Origin of the sequence: Prochlorococcus marinus str. SB (assembly GCF_000760115.1) — a bacterium.
In the GTDB taxonomy this organism is placed as follows: domain Bacteria; phylum Cyanobacteriota; class Cyanobacteriia; order PCC-6307; family Cyanobiaceae; genus Prochlorococcus_A; species Prochlorococcus_A marinus_D.
Genome location: NZ_JNAS01000002.1, coordinates 800,439 through 815,473 on the forward strand (window position 1 = coordinate 800,439; position 15,035 = coordinate 815,473).

The 15,035-nt window shown below is 33.7% G+C and carries 22 protein-coding genes and 1 tRNA gene; 16 read left to right on the forward strand and 7 right to left on the reverse strand.

Annotation, left to right across the window (positions count from 1 at the left end):
• Positions 1–42 precede the first annotated feature (42 nt).
• A complete protein-coding gene (locus EV02_RS02205; RefSeq protein ID WP_011819180.1) occupies positions 43–408 on the forward strand; it encodes a CAAD domain-containing protein in 366 nt (121 codons plus the stop codon).
• Positions 409–415: 7 nt separating this feature from the next.
• On the opposite strand, the gene EV02_RS02200 is transcribed toward EV02_RS02205, so the two are convergent.
• The gene (locus tag EV02_RS02200; RefSeq protein ID WP_032520044.1) at positions 416–1,294 is read right to left on the reverse strand and encodes a fructosamine kinase family protein; all 879 of its coding nucleotides are present in this window, start codon (positions 1,292–1,294) and stop codon (positions 416–418) included.
• Positions 1,295–1,298: 4 nt separating this feature from the next.
• On the opposite strand from EV02_RS02200, the gene crtD reads away from it, so the two are divergent.
• Positions 1,299–2,804, forward strand: coding sequence for a C-3',4' desaturase CrtD (crtD, locus tag EV02_RS02195; RefSeq protein WP_032520045.1), 1,506 nt, complete (start codon positions 1,299–1,301; stop codon positions 2,802–2,804).
• Here crtD and EV02_RS02190 read toward each other — a convergent pair.
• Positions 2,794–3,633 carry a prephenate/arogenate dehydrogenase gene (locus EV02_RS02190; RefSeq protein ID WP_032520047.1) on the reverse strand — a complete coding sequence of 280 codons (840 nt, stop codon included), beginning with the start codon at positions 3,631–3,633 and terminating at the stop codon, positions 2,794–2,796. The two genes, crtD and EV02_RS02190, sit on opposite strands and share 11 nt — an antisense overlap.
• Positions 3,634–3,728: 95 nt before the next feature.
• Between EV02_RS02190 and EV02_RS02185 the strand changes: the two genes are divergently transcribed.
• Together EV02_RS02185 and EV02_RS02180 are read left to right on the forward strand one after the other, a co-directional pair.
• Complete coding sequence (locus tag EV02_RS02185; protein ID WP_032520048.1) at positions 3,729–5,177, forward strand: DNA helicase; 1,449 nt, start codon at positions 3,729–3,731, stop codon at positions 5,175–5,177.
• A gap of 29 nt (positions 5,178–5,206) precedes the next feature.
• A complete protein-coding gene (locus tag EV02_RS02180) occupies positions 5,207–5,452 on the forward strand; it encodes a DUF2839 domain-containing protein (RefSeq protein ID WP_032520049.1) in 246 nt (81 codons plus the stop codon).
• Between the two features lie 2 nt (positions 5,453–5,454).
• Here EV02_RS02180 and recA read toward each other — a convergent pair whose 3' ends face one another.
• The 5 genes from recA to ndhN form a co-directional block, all read right to left on the reverse strand.
• Entirely contained in the window at positions 5,455–6,552 is a 1,098-nt protein-coding gene (gene recA, locus EV02_RS02175) for a recombinase RecA (RefSeq protein ID WP_032520050.1), read from the reverse strand.
• A gap of 113 nt (positions 6,553–6,665) precedes the next feature.
• A complete protein-coding gene (locus EV02_RS02170) occupies positions 6,666–7,442 on the reverse strand; it encodes an HAD family hydrolase (RefSeq protein WP_032520051.1) in 777 nt (258 codons plus the stop codon).
• 16 nt (positions 7,443–7,458) lie between these two features.
• Positions 7,459–7,530: transfer RNA gene (locus EV02_RS02165), tRNA-Gln, on the reverse strand.
• Between the two features lie 93 nt (positions 7,531–7,623).
• A complete protein-coding gene (locus EV02_RS02160) occupies positions 7,624–8,631 on the reverse strand; it encodes an LdpA C-terminal domain-containing domain (protein WP_032520053.1) in 1,008 nt (335 codons plus the stop codon).
• A gap of 5 nt (positions 8,632–8,636) precedes the next feature.
• Entirely contained in the window at positions 8,637–9,113 is a 477-nt protein-coding gene (gene ndhN, locus EV02_RS02155) for an NAD(P)H-quinone oxidoreductase subunit N (protein ID WP_032520054.1), read from the reverse strand.
• 277 nt (positions 9,114–9,390) lie between these two features.
• Between ndhN and rplC the strand changes: the two genes are divergently transcribed.
• From rplC to rplX, 12 genes are read left to right on the forward strand one after another with little or no spacing between them, the layout of a single operon-like run.
• On the forward strand, positions 9,391–10,044 hold the full coding sequence (rplC, locus tag EV02_RS02150) for a 50S ribosomal protein L3 (protein ID WP_032520055.1): 654 nt from the start codon (positions 9,391–9,393) through the stop codon (positions 10,042–10,044).
• Positions 10,041–10,673 carry a 50S ribosomal protein L4 gene (gene rplD / locus EV02_RS02145; protein WP_032520057.1) on the forward strand — a complete coding sequence of 211 codons (633 nt, stop codon included), beginning with the start codon at positions 10,041–10,043 and terminating at the stop codon, positions 10,671–10,673. The genes rplC and rplD overlap by 4 nt, the downstream gene beginning before the upstream one ends.
• Positions 10,670–10,972: a 50S ribosomal protein L23 gene (locus EV02_RS02140; protein WP_032520059.1), complete on the forward strand. Its 303-nt coding sequence runs from the start codon at positions 10,670–10,672 to the stop codon at positions 10,970–10,972. Before rplD ends, EV02_RS02140 begins: the two co-directional genes overlap by 4 nt.
• 12 nt (positions 10,973–10,984) lie before the next feature.
• Positions 10,985–11,848 carry a 50S ribosomal protein L2 gene (gene rplB / locus EV02_RS02135; protein WP_032520060.1) on the forward strand — a complete coding sequence of 288 codons (864 nt, stop codon included), beginning with the start codon at positions 10,985–10,987 and terminating at the stop codon, positions 11,846–11,848.
• A gap of 37 nt (positions 11,849–11,885) precedes the next feature.
• The gene (gene rpsS, locus EV02_RS02130) at positions 11,886–12,164 is read left to right on the forward strand and encodes a 30S ribosomal protein S19 (protein ID WP_011819167.1); all 279 of its coding nucleotides are present in this window, start codon (positions 11,886–11,888) and stop codon (positions 12,162–12,164) included.
• Positions 12,161–12,547, forward strand: coding sequence for a 50S ribosomal protein L22 (gene rplV, locus EV02_RS02125; protein ID WP_032520061.1), 387 nt, complete (start codon positions 12,161–12,163; stop codon positions 12,545–12,547). Before rpsS ends, rplV begins: the two co-directional genes overlap by 4 nt.
• Positions 12,547–13,278, forward strand: coding sequence for a 30S ribosomal protein S3 (gene rpsC / locus EV02_RS02120; protein WP_032520062.1), 732 nt, complete (start codon positions 12,547–12,549; stop codon positions 13,276–13,278). Before rplV ends, rpsC begins: the two co-directional genes overlap by 1 nt.
• 11 nt (positions 13,279–13,289) lie before the next feature.
• The gene (gene rplP / locus EV02_RS02115; RefSeq protein ID WP_032520063.1) at positions 13,290–13,772 is read left to right on the forward strand and encodes a 50S ribosomal protein L16; all 483 of its coding nucleotides are present in this window, start codon (positions 13,290–13,292) and stop codon (positions 13,770–13,772) included.
• Positions 13,769–13,987: a 50S ribosomal protein L29 gene (gene rpmC, locus EV02_RS02110; protein WP_032520064.1), complete on the forward strand. Its 219-nt coding sequence runs from the start codon at positions 13,769–13,771 to the stop codon at positions 13,985–13,987. The genes rplP and rpmC overlap by 4 nt, the downstream gene beginning before the upstream one ends.
• Before the next feature lie 9 nt (positions 13,988–13,996).
• Positions 13,997–14,263 carry a 30S ribosomal protein S17 gene (rpsQ, locus tag EV02_RS02105; protein ID WP_032520065.1) on the forward strand — a complete coding sequence of 89 codons (267 nt, stop codon included), beginning with the start codon at positions 13,997–13,999 and terminating at the stop codon, positions 14,261–14,263.
• Positions 14,260–14,625 (forward strand): 50S ribosomal protein L14, encoded by a 366-nt coding sequence (gene rplN / locus EV02_RS02100; protein WP_002807235.1) that lies wholly within the window; start codon positions 14,260–14,262, stop codon positions 14,623–14,625. Before rpsQ ends, rplN begins: the two co-directional genes overlap by 4 nt.
• Positions 14,626–14,982, forward strand: a complete 357-nt coding sequence (gene rplX, locus EV02_RS02095) for a 50S ribosomal protein L24 (protein WP_011819161.1) — start codon at positions 14,626–14,628, stop codon at positions 14,980–14,982.
• The last annotated feature ends 53 nt before the right edge of the window (positions 14,983–15,035 follow it).

Here is a 15,035-nt window from a genome sequence, read left to right on the forward strand (position 1 = left end):
TTTCCGATACTGTCTGGTTCATATATTAAGTTTACTGAATTCATGAGTGATAACACTCCAGAGTCAAATCAAGACTCCGGCTCCGATACAAGCTCAGAAACCAAAAGTTTTTCAGAGAAGTACTCTGATGTTATGGGAAAAGTCAACGAAACCCTTGGTAATGTTGATTGGACTCAAATGGGCAAGTACGGCAAGGCGGCAGGCATAATTGCTGTTGTCGTAATAGCTCAGATAATAATTAAAGTTGTCATTGACACGATAAACTTTTTCCCAATTCTTCCTGGTTTACTAGAACTGCTAGGGGTCATTGTTGTCGGTCAATGGAGCTGGCAAAATCTTCGTACCAGTGAAAATCGTGAAGCTGTTCTAGATAAGGTACAAAATCTTAAGAAGACATATTTAGGGTAGTTAAAGATTACATATTAAGAATTGCTTTTACGTAATCTTCAACTTGGTTTAAGTACCCTCCTCCAAACATATTGGCGTGATTCAATATGTGATAAAAATTATAAATAATAATTCTTTTTTCAAAACCGTTTTTTATTGGAAAAATTCTATGGTATTCTTCATAAAATTCTTTTCCAAAACCTCCAAATAGTTTTGTCATAGCTATATCTACTTCATTATCTGCCCACCAAGATGCAGGGTCAAATATAACCCCCTTTCCATTTTTGTCCATTCCTGCATTGCCTGACCATAAATCACCATGAACTAGAGCATTTATTGGTTTGTGATTCAGCAATTCTGATTTAATTTTTTCTTTAACTTTATTTATAATTTCTTTATCTAAAATTATCGATTTAAGACTTAATAATTGAGGTATTATCCTTAAGTTTAAAAAACAATCTATCCAATTATCTTCCAAGCCTTTTTTCTGATCTGTTGTTCCGATAAAACCCTCAACTGGAAACCCAAACATTTTGGGGTTAGATTCAGCTGATTTCAAGTGCAATTCACCTAAACCTTTTCCAAGCTTTTTTTGGTCAAAGTTATGCATATCTATCCATTCAATTAAAAGAATCTCTATATTTTTAATATTTTTATATGCAATAACTTCAGGAATAACTAAGTTTTCTTCATTAATATATTTTCTCAAATTTTGGAGACAATATTTTTCAAATTCAAGAAATTTTTTGTTTCTAATGTTTCTTTTAAGGAATAACTTTCTGTTTGAGAATTGTATTCGCCATGCATTATGAATATCTCCACCATGAACTTGTTCAATACTTTTTGGATAGGTTTCACCTAATTCTTCACAAATTTCGTTAATTTCAATAGGAGATAATTTTTGCATTTTAATGAAAAAGTCTGAAGTTATTGTTGTAGGCGCCGGTATAGCAGGACTAACTTCTGCAGCGATTTTATCAAAACAAGGCTTATCAGTGACTTTAATCGAATCTCATACTCAAGCCGGAGGATGTGCCGGTACTTTTAAAAGAAAGAATTATACTTTCGATGTTGGCGCAACTCAGGTTGCTGGTTTAGAGAAGGGAGGAATACATTCTAGAATTTTTGATTTTTTAGATATTCCATCCCCAGAAGCCACAATTTTAGATCCTGCTTGCATTGTTGATTTAAATGATGGTGGTAATCCTATACCTATTTGGTATGAAAAAAGTAAATGGATTGCTGAACGAGAAATGCAGTTTCCTGGGAGTCAAAGATTTTGGAAACTTTGTACCCTAATACATGAAAGTAATTGGATATTTGCTAATAATAATCCTGTATTACCAATAAGAAATTTTTGGGATTTTTCTCAACTTCTCAAAGCACTAGTACCTTCAAATCTTGTCACAGGTATCTTACTTAAATCTACTATTTTTGATCTATTGCGGATTTGTGGATTATCCAAGAATGAGCGCTTGATTAAATTCTTAAATCTTCAACTAAAACTTTATTCTCAAGAGGACGTTTATAGTACTGCAGCATTATATGGATCAACTGTTCTTCAGATGTGTCAACAGCCACATGGTCTGTGGCATCTTAAAAAATCTATGCAGTCTTTAAGTGAATCATTAGAAAGTTCATTAATTAAAACTGGAGTTAATTTAATTTTTGGACAAGAAGTTAATTCTATAACTTATGACGACGTAAATAAGTGTTGGCAACTATCTGCTAATTCGAAAAAAAAATCATTTATTTATCAAGCAAAAGATGTGATTTATACCGCACCTCCACAATCTTTGCTTAAGCATTTGAAAGATCCTTTAGAAAGAAAAAAAAATTATAAAAATCGACTTAATAATTTGCCTGATCCAAGTGGAGCTGTAGTTTTTTATTCAGCATTAAAAAAGGAACATATTAAAAAAACATTCTCCAATCATTATCAATTTGTTTCAAAAGAATTTTGTTCGTTATTTGTATCAATTAGTGATGATGGTGATGGAAGAGCGCCAAAAGGTGAGGTTACTTTAATTGCCAGTATCTTTACCAAAACTAAAGATTGGTTTGATCTAGATAAACAAACTTACTTAAAGAAAAAAAATGGTTTCATGAAAAAAATATCCCTCGAATTGGAAAGTCAATTTGATATTGATCCTGAAAAATGGCTACATAGAGAATTAGCAACTCCATTGGGCTTTGAAAAATGGACAAAAAGACCTAATGGAATAGTAGGCGGGCTTGGTCAAAATCCAGATATTTTTGGTTTATTTGGATTATCAAGTAGGACACCTTTTGAAGGTTTATGGTTATGTGGAGATTCTATTTATCCAGGAGAGGGGACTGCAGGTGTAAGTCAGTCTGCATTAATGGTTTCAAGACAAATTTTAGCTTCCAAAGGTATAGAAAATTTTAGTTTATAAAATTTTGTCTGTTTTCTTTTGCTTCAGCAAGTTTTTTAGAAAGTAAATCCCAATTTTTTTCTTTAATAAGAGATTCCAGTATATTCAGCTTATTTTTAAAATTATTTATGGAATTTAAAACATTAATCTGATTATTAATAGCTAAATCTAGGCCTAGTTGCTCATTGCCTCCTCCAACTCTCGAAGTGTCAGCAAATCCTGTAGCAGCTAATTTTTGCGAGAGATCTAATAAAGATTGATTATTTTTTGTTTGCGCAGTTTCTATGAGGGCAGAAGCTAAAAATATAGGCAAATGAGAAATTAGAGATACTGCTTCATCATGCTCTTTTGGCGAAGCTTGGCAAATTTCACAATCCATTGATTTTATGAGCTCGGAAATAGTTTTGACTGAATTTAAATCACTATTTTGTGTTGGGGTAATAATCCATTTTGCATTTTCAAAAAGACCTTCAAAACCTGAATCAACTCCTTTTTTTTCAGTGCCTGCCATTGGATGAGATCCAATAAATAGGGGATGAGAATTTTCCCATGTATTTACAATTGGTTCTTTGACAGACCCTACATCAGTTAGTATTGTTTCCTGAGGTATTGATGCTACTAATTGTTGCGACGGACTGATCAAATCTTTGATAGGCAATGCCATAATTATTAGCTCACATTTTTTTAATAAGCTCAGATCACAGCTAACAAAATTTGCAAGTTTTTTATCCTTAGCTTTTTTTTCATTAAATTCATTATTTGCTATTCCATAAATTGTATGATTTAGACTTTGGAGTTTTAATCCTAAGGAACCACCAATTAATCCTAATCCTACTATTCCAATTTTCATAAATTAATTAATTCAAGACCCTCTTTTATTGATACCAATTTTTTGTATATTAGGTTCATAAATTTTGCATGTTTTTGACATTAAATTAATTATAAATGCTTGAAATTTTAAGTCATCAATATTTGAAAAATTTTTTGAGAGATCAAAGTATTAATTGGGAGCACATATATTCTTTTGGGAGGATAGTTTCCAAATGTATTGAAAATGATTCTACTTATCTAATTAATTCAGAAATTTTCTCTAGCTATGATTGGTTAACTCCAATTTTGATTTCTTTATTTTTAAAGGAAGAGGATTCAACTTTTATTTTACCTAAAGAAAAAATCCAATTTATAAGCCAATTTCAGATTGATTCATTGAAAAATCTAGGTTTTAATTTTATTTTGAAAAATGATCAATTTATTTTTGCAAATCATCATGTTCACTTGATAACTATCCAAAATTTTCTTAATGATCCCAATTCTCGTAATCTTAGAAATCATCGAATAGTTTATTCAGGAATTGAGGATATAAAACAGGATTTAAAAAATCATTTTAGGATTTCTTTACTTAAAAAGGATTGGACAAAAAATTTTAAAGAATTTGAATTAATCAATCAAAAATTTTTAAAAGTATATGATTCGTTGAACAAAAAGTTCTTCTTGAAGAAGGTCTTAGGAAATAGTTATATCAATTTAAATGAAAAAGAAATTAGTTTCTTGTCAAACTTTTTTCATGAAAATTCTTTTTTTTCTGATAAATTTTTAAGCGTCAACAAAGCATTATCTCAAGGTTGGGCATGCTGGGTAAAGTTAAATGATACAAATTTAGATTGGAATTTGTATTTACAGCCAATAGATGAACTTTTTCAAATTAAGGAATTTTTTTCAAATAATAAATTTGTTTTTTTATCAGCATTGAGAAAAGATAATTTTTTCCAAATGTATTTTAAAAAGCATAGTTTAGATATTGACTTGGTTATTAATTTTAAAAGTAATTTTGAAGAGAAAAAAATTTTATTATATATGCCCTCTAAACAATTGCTTCCTAATAATCCTCTTTTTACTAATTCAATCTTGGATAAATGCAAAAAGTTAATACTTTTTAGAAAGGGTCTAACTTTAGTTTTGTCTGATGATATTAATTTAAAAACTAACATTGCTACAGAATTAGCTTCTAAGTACGGGAAGAGGGTATTTCTAGAGACAATTCCCTCTGGTAAAGATGAAATTCTTTGCACTAGTTTTGACTGGTGGATTATGAATTCTTATTTAATTGAAATTCCAGAACAAATTATCATTCCCTTACTTCCGATTCCAAATATGTCAGAACCTATTAATGCAATTACAGTCTCTCATAAAAAGAAGCTTTCTCAAGATTGGTTTAGAGATTTCCTTCTTCCTCAAGCTAAAATTAAGCTTGAAAGATCTATTTCTCCTTTAAGAAGAAATTCAGGTAAGTTAATAATTTTAGATGGAAGAGCAAATAAAAGAAACTGGGGAAGATTACTTTTGCAAAACATTCAACCCTCAAAACAAATCAACTATATGCTACCTTTTGATTAAGTTATGATTTTGTAAATAACTAAAGAAATATGGGAGAAGCAAAAAGACGTAAAACACTTGGTTTACCTCCAAAAAAAAATAATAGTCAAACTAAAATTGATGAGTCACCAAGATTATTTGAATGGCTTCCCTTTACAATCAATCAAAGAGATAGCCTAATTAAATTAAGTATTAAGGCCAGTTGGTTTGGAATCGGAGGGTTAGTAATGTTATGGATTGTAGTGAGATTTATAGGCCCTGCTGCTGGGTGGTGGACTTTAGCTGATTCTTTATAAATCTAAGCTACAGTTTTTATATCATTAACAGCGATTGTATTAGCAGGATTGCTATTTAATGCTTTCATTGAATTAGAACTCACTTCAGTTCCTTCTGTTAACTTATCTTTAACCATTGATTCTACTTTGTTCCTGATTTCTAAGTTTTGATCAAGCCAAATAATTGTATTATCTCTTCCTTGTCCAATATTTTCTCCTTCATAACTATACCAAGCACCTCTCCTTATTATGATATTAGTCTCTTCTGCTAAGTCTAATAAACATCCTGTTGTACTAATACCTTTTCCGAAGAGAATATCAAACTCTGCAATTCTAAATGGTGGCGCGACTTTGTTTTTTGCTACTTTCACTTTTGCTCTTATGCCATATTCTTCAGTACCTCTTTTAAGAGTTTGAATTCTTCTGATATCAAGTCTCACTGAGGCATAAAATTTTAATGCATTACCTCCTGTGGTTGTTTCTGGATTGCCGTATGTAACGCCAATTTTTAGGCGTAGTTGATTTAGGAATATTACCGTACATCCAGATTTACCAATATTTCCTGTTATTTTCCTCATTGCCTGGCTCATTAGCCTTGCTTGGCTTCCAATTACGTGATCTCCCATCTCCCCTTCTATCTCAGCTCTTGGGGTTAATGCTGCGACCGAGTCAACAACAACAAGATCTACTGCACTTGATCTTATAAGTTGGTCAACTATTTCCAGAGCCATTTCACCTGTATCTGGTTGTGAAACTAGCAAATTTTCAACATCAACTCCTAAGGAGGCTGCATAAACTGGATCGAGTGCATGCTCAGCATCCACAAATGCTGCTACTCCTCCATTCTTTTGTACTTCCGCAATCGCGTGCAACGTTAATGTAGTTTTTCCTGAACTTTCTGGTCCATAAACTTCTACTACTCTACCTTTTGGATAGCCTCCTCCTAATGCTAAATCTAAGGTGAGCGCTCCAGTAGATATTGTTTCTACTTTCATTCTTGATGCGTCACCAAGTCTCATTATTGATCCTCGTCCAAAATTTCTTTCTATTTGACCTAAGACAAGACTTAATGCCTTGTCTTTTTCTTTGGATTCAGTTTTTTTCTTCTCTTCAAGGCTCATTGTTTGATTTATTGATTAAAGTTCTTGTAATTTATTCTAAATTTGGAAATTTTTATTTAAACCAAACTTCATAAATACAAACCATAGTACATGTGTACTCTAACTGATTATCTTTAAATTGCAACTAATTCCTCAAGGTTATCTAATTTTATTAATTTGATTTCATTACTTAAGGTATATTTATCTGATTTTTTCAAATATCCCCAATCAGCTAGGAAGCATGGAATGTGAGACGTTTCTGAATTTTGTTTAATATCTATTAGAGTTTTTTTTCTGTCTTCTATAAAGCCTAAAATTTCATAAGTTTGTGTAAGTTTTTCAGCTATTTTGACTTTTGTTCCGGATTCATAACCAAAAATAAACTCTGGAAAAATATTTAATTGTTTAAGAATTTTTTCTGCAAATATTTTACCTTTAGTTGTTATAACTCCAGTTTTTATGTCTCTTTTCCTTAATTCTTTCATAAAATTTATAATTTCAAAAAAAGGATTATGTAAATTTACCCACGATTTAAAATCTTTATCAATTTGGTACTTACGCGACTGATCTAACATTTTTTGTAAATCTTCGGCAATCCAGGAATTTTCATTTAATATCCTCTGGCAATTTTGATGATAATTATTAGTGAAATCATCTTTATTTTCATTTTTTAATGGATTTTCTGTTTTTATAATTTCGTGAACAATTAGGATCATTTCCCAACCATATTTAACCAAAGGCCTAATTTCTTTGAAAGAATTTGGTACCCTTTTATAAAGTTTTTGATCAACAGAGATGCAGGGTGAATTTAAATATCTTTCACAGGCCAACAAGGAACTATGCCAGTATTCTTGCATTCCATCGACTATTACTCCATCGAAATCAAATAGAAATATTTTTTGAGAAGACACCTATTGAATATTAGAACTGGGCCGCTAGGATTCGAACCTAGGAATGTCGAGACCAAAACCCGATGCCTTACCACTTGGCGACGGCCCATTGATTTTTTATTTTAATACATGAAAAGATTTTTTTCTATCCAAAAAATACAAAGTTTTTATAAACATGGCGTTAGTTTTGAAAAATAAAATATTATTTGAATGAGCTCGATTTCCATGGCTCTAGAAATTTCTTAGCTTTTTTGATCGCTAAAGCCATCCTTTCAGGATACTCATAGAGTTTTTTGTTATTTTTATGAGCAAATTCAATAAGGGGCTGCATAATTTTTCTTGCAGAACTTCCAAATGCTATTCCGTCTGGAAGATTGTTTGAATTCAAAAATTCATGAGTTTTTTCATTTGTTCCTCCTGCTAATTGAATTAATCCAGGTGGGAGATCTGAACCGATTTTTTCAAACAACTTAACAGCATCTTTACTTGTTGAAGGAGCAAGATCTCCAGACATTGGCCTTCCATCTAGCTGCCAAATAAGGGGAATATCAAGTTTTTTAAGAATTTCATATCTTTCCCAAAGAGCTTTCAAAAGATCTTCGGGCTCTTGTGATTTTTTGAAAGATGAATTTAATCCACAACTGATAGATATTTTGTCTAATTTCATTCCAGAATTATTAAGGATACCGACAACTTTTGCGAAAGAATCAAGGCGATTGATTTCTGTATGAATTTCTACTGCATTAGGCTTTATTTTCTGAAGTGTTGATCCTAAATCGTCTTTTGACAAATTATATTCATACTCACTAATTAGATTTAGAGGGCAGCTATTCAAACATCTTCCACATCCATAACATTTACTCTTTTTGATCCCAGAATTATCAATTGCAAAGGTGGGGCATACTTTTTCGCACGGTCTTGGACAATTAGGAGGACATTTCAATGGATCAAATTTTGCTTTACGAAAGTGGATATCATTTCCATCACTAATGCTTATCATTAATCCAGGGGAGTTTTTAAAGACTTTTTTTGCCCACTCGATTCCTTTTTTTGCTGCGTGGACTATAGATTCTTCTGCGGCAACATCTATGTAGTCGACACCAGCAGCAGTATAAATTGCACACAAATCTTCTATGGCAACAATATCTTCATTACTGGCGCCACAAATTAATTTAATCCATTTATCTTTTTTATTCTTAGTTGTCAGCAAACAATTTAACTTTCAAATTCATTAAAAATATAATCACTTAACGGCTTCCATTCAAGTTTTCTTGAGCCCCCCATTTCAACAACTATCGTTAGTTTATTATCGTTAGTGCAAATCTCTATTAAGCTCTCTAATTCAGACTGAGAAAGTACTTGACCTTCTAATAACCAAAGTAATTTATTTTTATCATTTTCATTAAATAACTCAGAAGCTTGTGGGATAACTTGTTGAACTTCCCCGAGTGCTCCATTTCTTCCTACGCTTTGATGACCAAGGTGGGGTGGTCTAACGCCATGCAATTTGAGCAAGAAGACTTCTGGATCTCCAAGCCCTCTTGCTGAGGTTATAAAAGTTTTAAAGCCCTTGGCCCTCATCCTCCTCAAAAGACGAGTTTCATAACCACCTTCAAGAGGAGCAAAGATTGCAAGACATTTGTTAGTTTTTAAATCGTTATGAAACTTTTTCCCTGTGAGAAGTAATGGCATAAAAATTTCCTTTATTTTATTTTATTTTATTTTATGGTACCCGATGATGTACAATTGTAACTCAGTGAATTTTTAAGCTCGCAAGCTAGCCGAGCCTCTATAAAATTTCACATTTTTTAGCGTTTCGTTAAAAAACACAGGTGGGTTTATCCCATGAGAAACTATCAAGATTTTCTGTTAAGTCTCAACCTTATTAATTGTTTTTTTATTAACTTCACCTGATAACTGAAGGTTTAGATAATTTAAAAATCATTACGAGCTAGCCTAATCTAGTCTTATGTCTATAGGAATTTTAGGAAAGAAATTGGGCATGTCCCAACTTTTCGACGAGAAAGGCAATTCAGTGCCAGTTACTCTTATTGAGGCTGGTCCTTGCCGAATTACTCAATTGAAAACAACCGCTTTGGATGGTTATACTGCCGTTCAAATTGGATATGGCTTGTCCAAAGATAAGCTTATAAGTAAGCCTGAAAAGGGACATTTGTTGAAATCAGGTGAAGAACTTTTAAAGCATTTGAAAGAATATAGAGTTGAGGAAACTTCATCTTATGAAATCGGAAATCAAATAACTGTAAAAAACTTTGAGGTTGGTCAAAAAGTTGATATCAGTGGCAAATCTATGGGTAGAGGTTTTGCTGGTTACCAGAAAAGACATGGTTTCAGCAGAGGTCCTATGAGTCATGGTTCAAAAAATCATAGAGCACCTGGATCTATAGGTGCAGGTACAACGCCAGGCAGAATTTATCCTGGAAAAAGAATGGCAGGAAGATATGGAGGAAAACAGATTACTACTAAAGGTTTGTTAGTTCTAAAAATTGATGATCAGAAAAATTTACTTGTAGTAAAAGGTTCTGTCCCAGGTAAGCCAGGCTCAATAATAAATATTAAGCCAAATAATGTTGTAGGCAAAAAAGGAGGTGAAAAATCATGACAACACTTGAAACTCTTAAGTGGGATGGTAAGAAATCTGGCAAAGTTTCTCTTGATTTAGCAGTTGCTAAAGAAACTTCTTCTGCAGACTTAATACATAGAGCAGTCCTTAGACAGCTAGCAAATAAAAGACAGGGGACAGCATCAACTTTGACAAGATCTGAAGTGCGTGGGGGCGGCAGAAAGCCATATAAACAGAAAGGTACAGGAAGAGCCCGCCAAGGATCAATAAGGACACCTTTAAGACCTGGGGGCGGAATTATTTTTGGACCAAAGCCACGTTCTTATAATCTTGATATGAACCGTAAGGAACGTAGGTTAGCTCTTAGAACCGCACTTATGTCTAGAGTCTCTGATATGAAGGCCGTTGAAGATTTTGGATCTACTTTAAAGCAGCCTAAAACAAGTGATATCGTCAATGGCCTTGCTCGATTAGGTATACAAAAAACTGAAAAAGTTTTGGTTATTCTTGATAGTCCGTCCGATGTTATAAAAAAATCCATTAATAATATTGAAAAAGTAAAATTAATTGCCGCCGATCAATTAAATGTATTTGATATTCTCAATGCTAATAAATTGGTCATAGGGCAATCAGCGATAGATAAAATTCAGGAGGTTTATGCATCATGAGTAAATTATTCGATTCTCGTTTAGCCGATGTAATAAGAAAGCCAGTTATTACTGAGAAAGCTACAAATTCGCTAGATCTTAACCAATATACTTTTGAAGTAGATCCTAGAGCGGCAAAACCACAAATAAAAGCTGCTGTTGAAGCCTTATTTAGTGTTAAAGTCATAGGAGTAAACACTATGAATCCTCCTAGGAGAACAAGAAGAGTCGGGAAATTTTCCGGTAAACGTTCTCAGGTCAAGAAGGCAATTGTGCGTCTTGCTGAAGGAGACAAAATCCAACTATTTCCAGAATCTTAAGGAGTTTTAATCATGGCAATCCGTAAATTTAAACCTTATACACCTGGCACTAGGCAGAGAGTAGTTACTGACTTTAGTGAAATAACAAGTGCAAAACCCGAAAGATCACTTATAGTTTCAAAACATAGAGTTAAGGGCAGGAATAATCGTGGAGTTATCACTTGCCGTCATCGTGGAGGTGGTCATAAAAGGCAATATAGATTAGTTGACTTTAGAAGAGATAAAAGAAACATAAACGCTAAAGTTGCTGCTATTCACTACGATCCTCATAGAAATGCAAGGCTGGCACTTTTATTCTACGAAGATGGGGAAAAAAGATATATTATCGCTCCAGCAGGAGTAAAAGTCGGACAAAATGTCATCTCTGGAGAAAGTGTTCCAATTGAAGATGGTAATGCAATGCCACTTTCTTTCATGCCATTAGGATCTAGTGTTCATTGTGTTGAGTTATATGCAGGTAGGGGTGCTCAGATGGTTCGATCCGCAGGAGCTAGTGCTCAAGTTATGGCAAAAGAGGGAGATTATGTTGCTTTAAAACTCCCATCTACCGAGGTAAGACTTGTAAGAAAAGAATGCTACGCAACTCTTGGTGAAGTTGGTAATTCTGAAATAAGAAATACTAGCTTAGGTAAAGCAGGAAGAAGAAGATGGCTTGGAAGAAGGCCTCAAGTAAGGGGTAGTGTAATGAACCCATGTGATCATCCACATGGAGGAGGAGAGGGAAAAGCACCAATTGGTAGAGCAGGACCAGTTACTCCTTGGGGTAAACCAGCTCTTGGATTAAAGACACGTAAAAAGAACAAACCAAGTAATAAATTAGTTGTTCGAAGACGCCGTCGCGTTTCTAAGAGGAGTAGAGGAGGAAGAGATTCTTGATTACTTCATTTATTATTTTAATTTCTATTACATAATCATGGGACGTTCACTAAAAAAAGGACCTTTTATAGCAGATAGCCTGCTCAAGAAGGTAGAAAAACAAAATACTGATAATGACAAGTCTGTTATCAAAACTTGGTCTAGATCCTCTACGATTTTACCTTTAATGATTGGTCACACAATCGCCGTACACAATGGCAAGACTCATATTCCAGTATTTATTACTGAACAAATGATTGGTCATAAACTTGGTGAATTTGCTCCTACACGCACATACCGAGGTCATATAAGAGATAAGAAAGGAGCAAAATCATGACAAAAACACCTGAAACAACAAAAACAGCAATCGCTCATGGGAATTACGTTCGCGGATCAGCCTCTAAAGTGAGAAGAGTTTTGGATCAGATAAGGGGTAGGTCTTATAGAGATGCATTGATTATGTTGGAATTTATGCCTTACAGATCTACAGAACCCATCACTAAAGTCTTAAGATCTGCGGTTGCCAATGCAGAACATAATCTTGGAATGGATCCATCCACCTTAGTTATTTCCTCTGCATGGGCTAATAGTGGTCCAGTAATGAAAAGGTATAGGCCCAGAGCTCAAGGTCGAGCTTTTTCAATTAAAAAACAGACTTGCCACATCAGTATTTCTGTTGAATCTGCTCCTACTCAAACTAATGCGGAGGTACAAAACTAATGGGACATAAAATACATCCTTCTGGATTAAGATTAGGAATTACACAAGAGCATCGATCTAAGTGGTTTGCTACTTCTAAAACATATCCAATTCTTCTTCAAGAAGATTTTAAAATTCGTACCTTCATACAAAAAAAATATGGAGCAGCAGGAATTAGCGATGTTTTAATAGCTAGAAAAGCTGACCAACTGGAACTTGAATTAAAAACAGCAAGACCAGGAGTTATAGTTGGAAGACAAGGAAGTGGGATTGAAGAATTAAGATCTGGTATTCAGAAAACTATAGGGGATAGAACAAGGCAAGTCAGAATAAACGTTGTAGAAGTTGAACGCGTAGATGCTGATGCTTTTTTACTAGCTGAATATATTGCGCAACAACTTGAAAAAAGAGTCGCCTTCAGAAGAACTATAAGAATGGCCTTACAGAGGGCCCAAAGAGCTGGAGTCTTAGGTCTAAAAATTCAAGTAGGGGGAAGGTTGAATGGTGCTGAAATAGCTAGAACTGAATGGACTAGAGAAGGTAGAGTTCCATTACATACATTGAGAGCTGAAATTGACTATGCAACACGTGAAGCTAATACAACTTACGGTGTTCTAGGCATTAAAGTTTGGGTTTTCAAAGGTGAAGTTCTCCCTAAAGAAGAACAAACTATCCCTGTGGGTGCGAGCCCTAAGAGGAAAGCTAGTAGAATACCTCAGCAATTTGAGGATCGTTCAAATGAGAATTCATAGGAGGTATAAAAATGCTTAGTCCAAAACGTACTAAATTCCGTAAACAACACAGAGGCAGAATGAGGGGTGTAGCCTCAAAAGGTAATACTATTTCATTCGGTCAATTTGCTCTCCAAGCTCAAGATTGTGGCTGGGTAACTGCGCGTCAGATTGAAGCAAGCAGAAGAGCTATGACCAGATATATCAAACGTGGTGGTCAAATCTGGATAAGAATATTTCCTGATAAACCCGTAACTATGAGACCTGCCGAAACCAGAATGGGTTCTGGTAAAGGTAATCCAGAGTTTTGGGTCGCAGTTGTAAAACCTGGAAGAATACTTTTTGAAATGGGTGGTGATGATATCACTGAGGAAATTGCAAAGGAAGCTATGCGTCTGGCTCAATACAAACTTCCTGTAAAAACTAAATTTATCTCCATTGATAAAAATCTAGAAAATTCCTCCCAAGAAAATACAAAAAATAGTAAAAAATCTCAAGAGGAGGTTAAAAAATGAAAAACTCACAGTCACTTAAGGAATTTAAAAAATTAAATTCTGAACAAATTACTGAAAAGATTGACCAATTACGAAAAGATCTTTTTGATTTGAGATTCAAGCAAGCTACAAGACAGCTCAATGAAACTCATAAATTTAAAATTATCAAGAAACAAGTTGCGCAATTACTCACTCTCAGTAAGAGTCAATCTGCTTCTCAAACAACTTCTGATTAATTATTAGTTATGGCACTTAAAGAAAGAATTGGTACTGTTGTAAGCGACAAAATGGATAAAACAGTTGTTGTTGCTGTTATTAACAGATATCCTCATCCCACTTATAAAAAAATTGTAAGTAGAACTACACGATACAAGGCGCATGATCCAGAAAATACATGTGTTTTAGGTGATCGAGTTAAAATTAGAGAAACTAGACCATTAAGTGCTCATAAAAGATGGGCAATAGAAGAGATTCTTAATAAAACAAATCAGGCTCAGGAGGTTAAAAAATGATTCAACAAGAAACTTATTTAACAGTTGCCGATAATAGCGGAGCAAAAAGACTTCAATGTATTAGAGTTTTAGGTTCTAATAGAAGGTATGCGCACGTCGGAGATGTAATCGTAGCAACTGTAAAAGATGCTCTTCCTAACATGGGAGTTAAAAAATCTGAAGTTGTTAAAGCTGTTATCGTCAGAACTAAAGCAACATTAAGAAGAAATACTGGTAATTCAATAAGATTTGATGACAATGCGGCAGTATTGATTAATGAAGATAAGAATCCAAAAGGTACGAGAGTCTTTGGTCCTGTAGCTAGAGAACTGCGGGATAAAAATTACACAAAGATTGTTTCTCTTGCTCCGGAGGTGATTTAAATGTTGGATTCATTAAAGCAAAAGAAAAATTTCCAGAGAATAAAAATGAGAATCAAAACTGGAGATTTGGTAAAAGTAATTAATGGAAAGGACAAAGGTAAAACTGGTGAGGTTTTAAAAACTATCCCTCTTGAAAATAGAGTAGTTGTGAAGGGAATTAACCTTAGGACCAAACATGTAAAACCAACTCAGGAAGGAGAAACTGGAAGAATACTTACAGAAGAAGCATCTTTACATGCATCAAATGTAATGTTCTTCTCAAAGGATAAAAATCTTACAAGTAAGATTGAATACTTTATTGATAAAGAGGGGGTTAAGAAAAGAAGATTGAAGAAAACTGGTGAAGTAATTGATTAATTTTTCATCAGAAACCAGATTTCAACTTTTCCTAATTTATCAATTCTGACAAA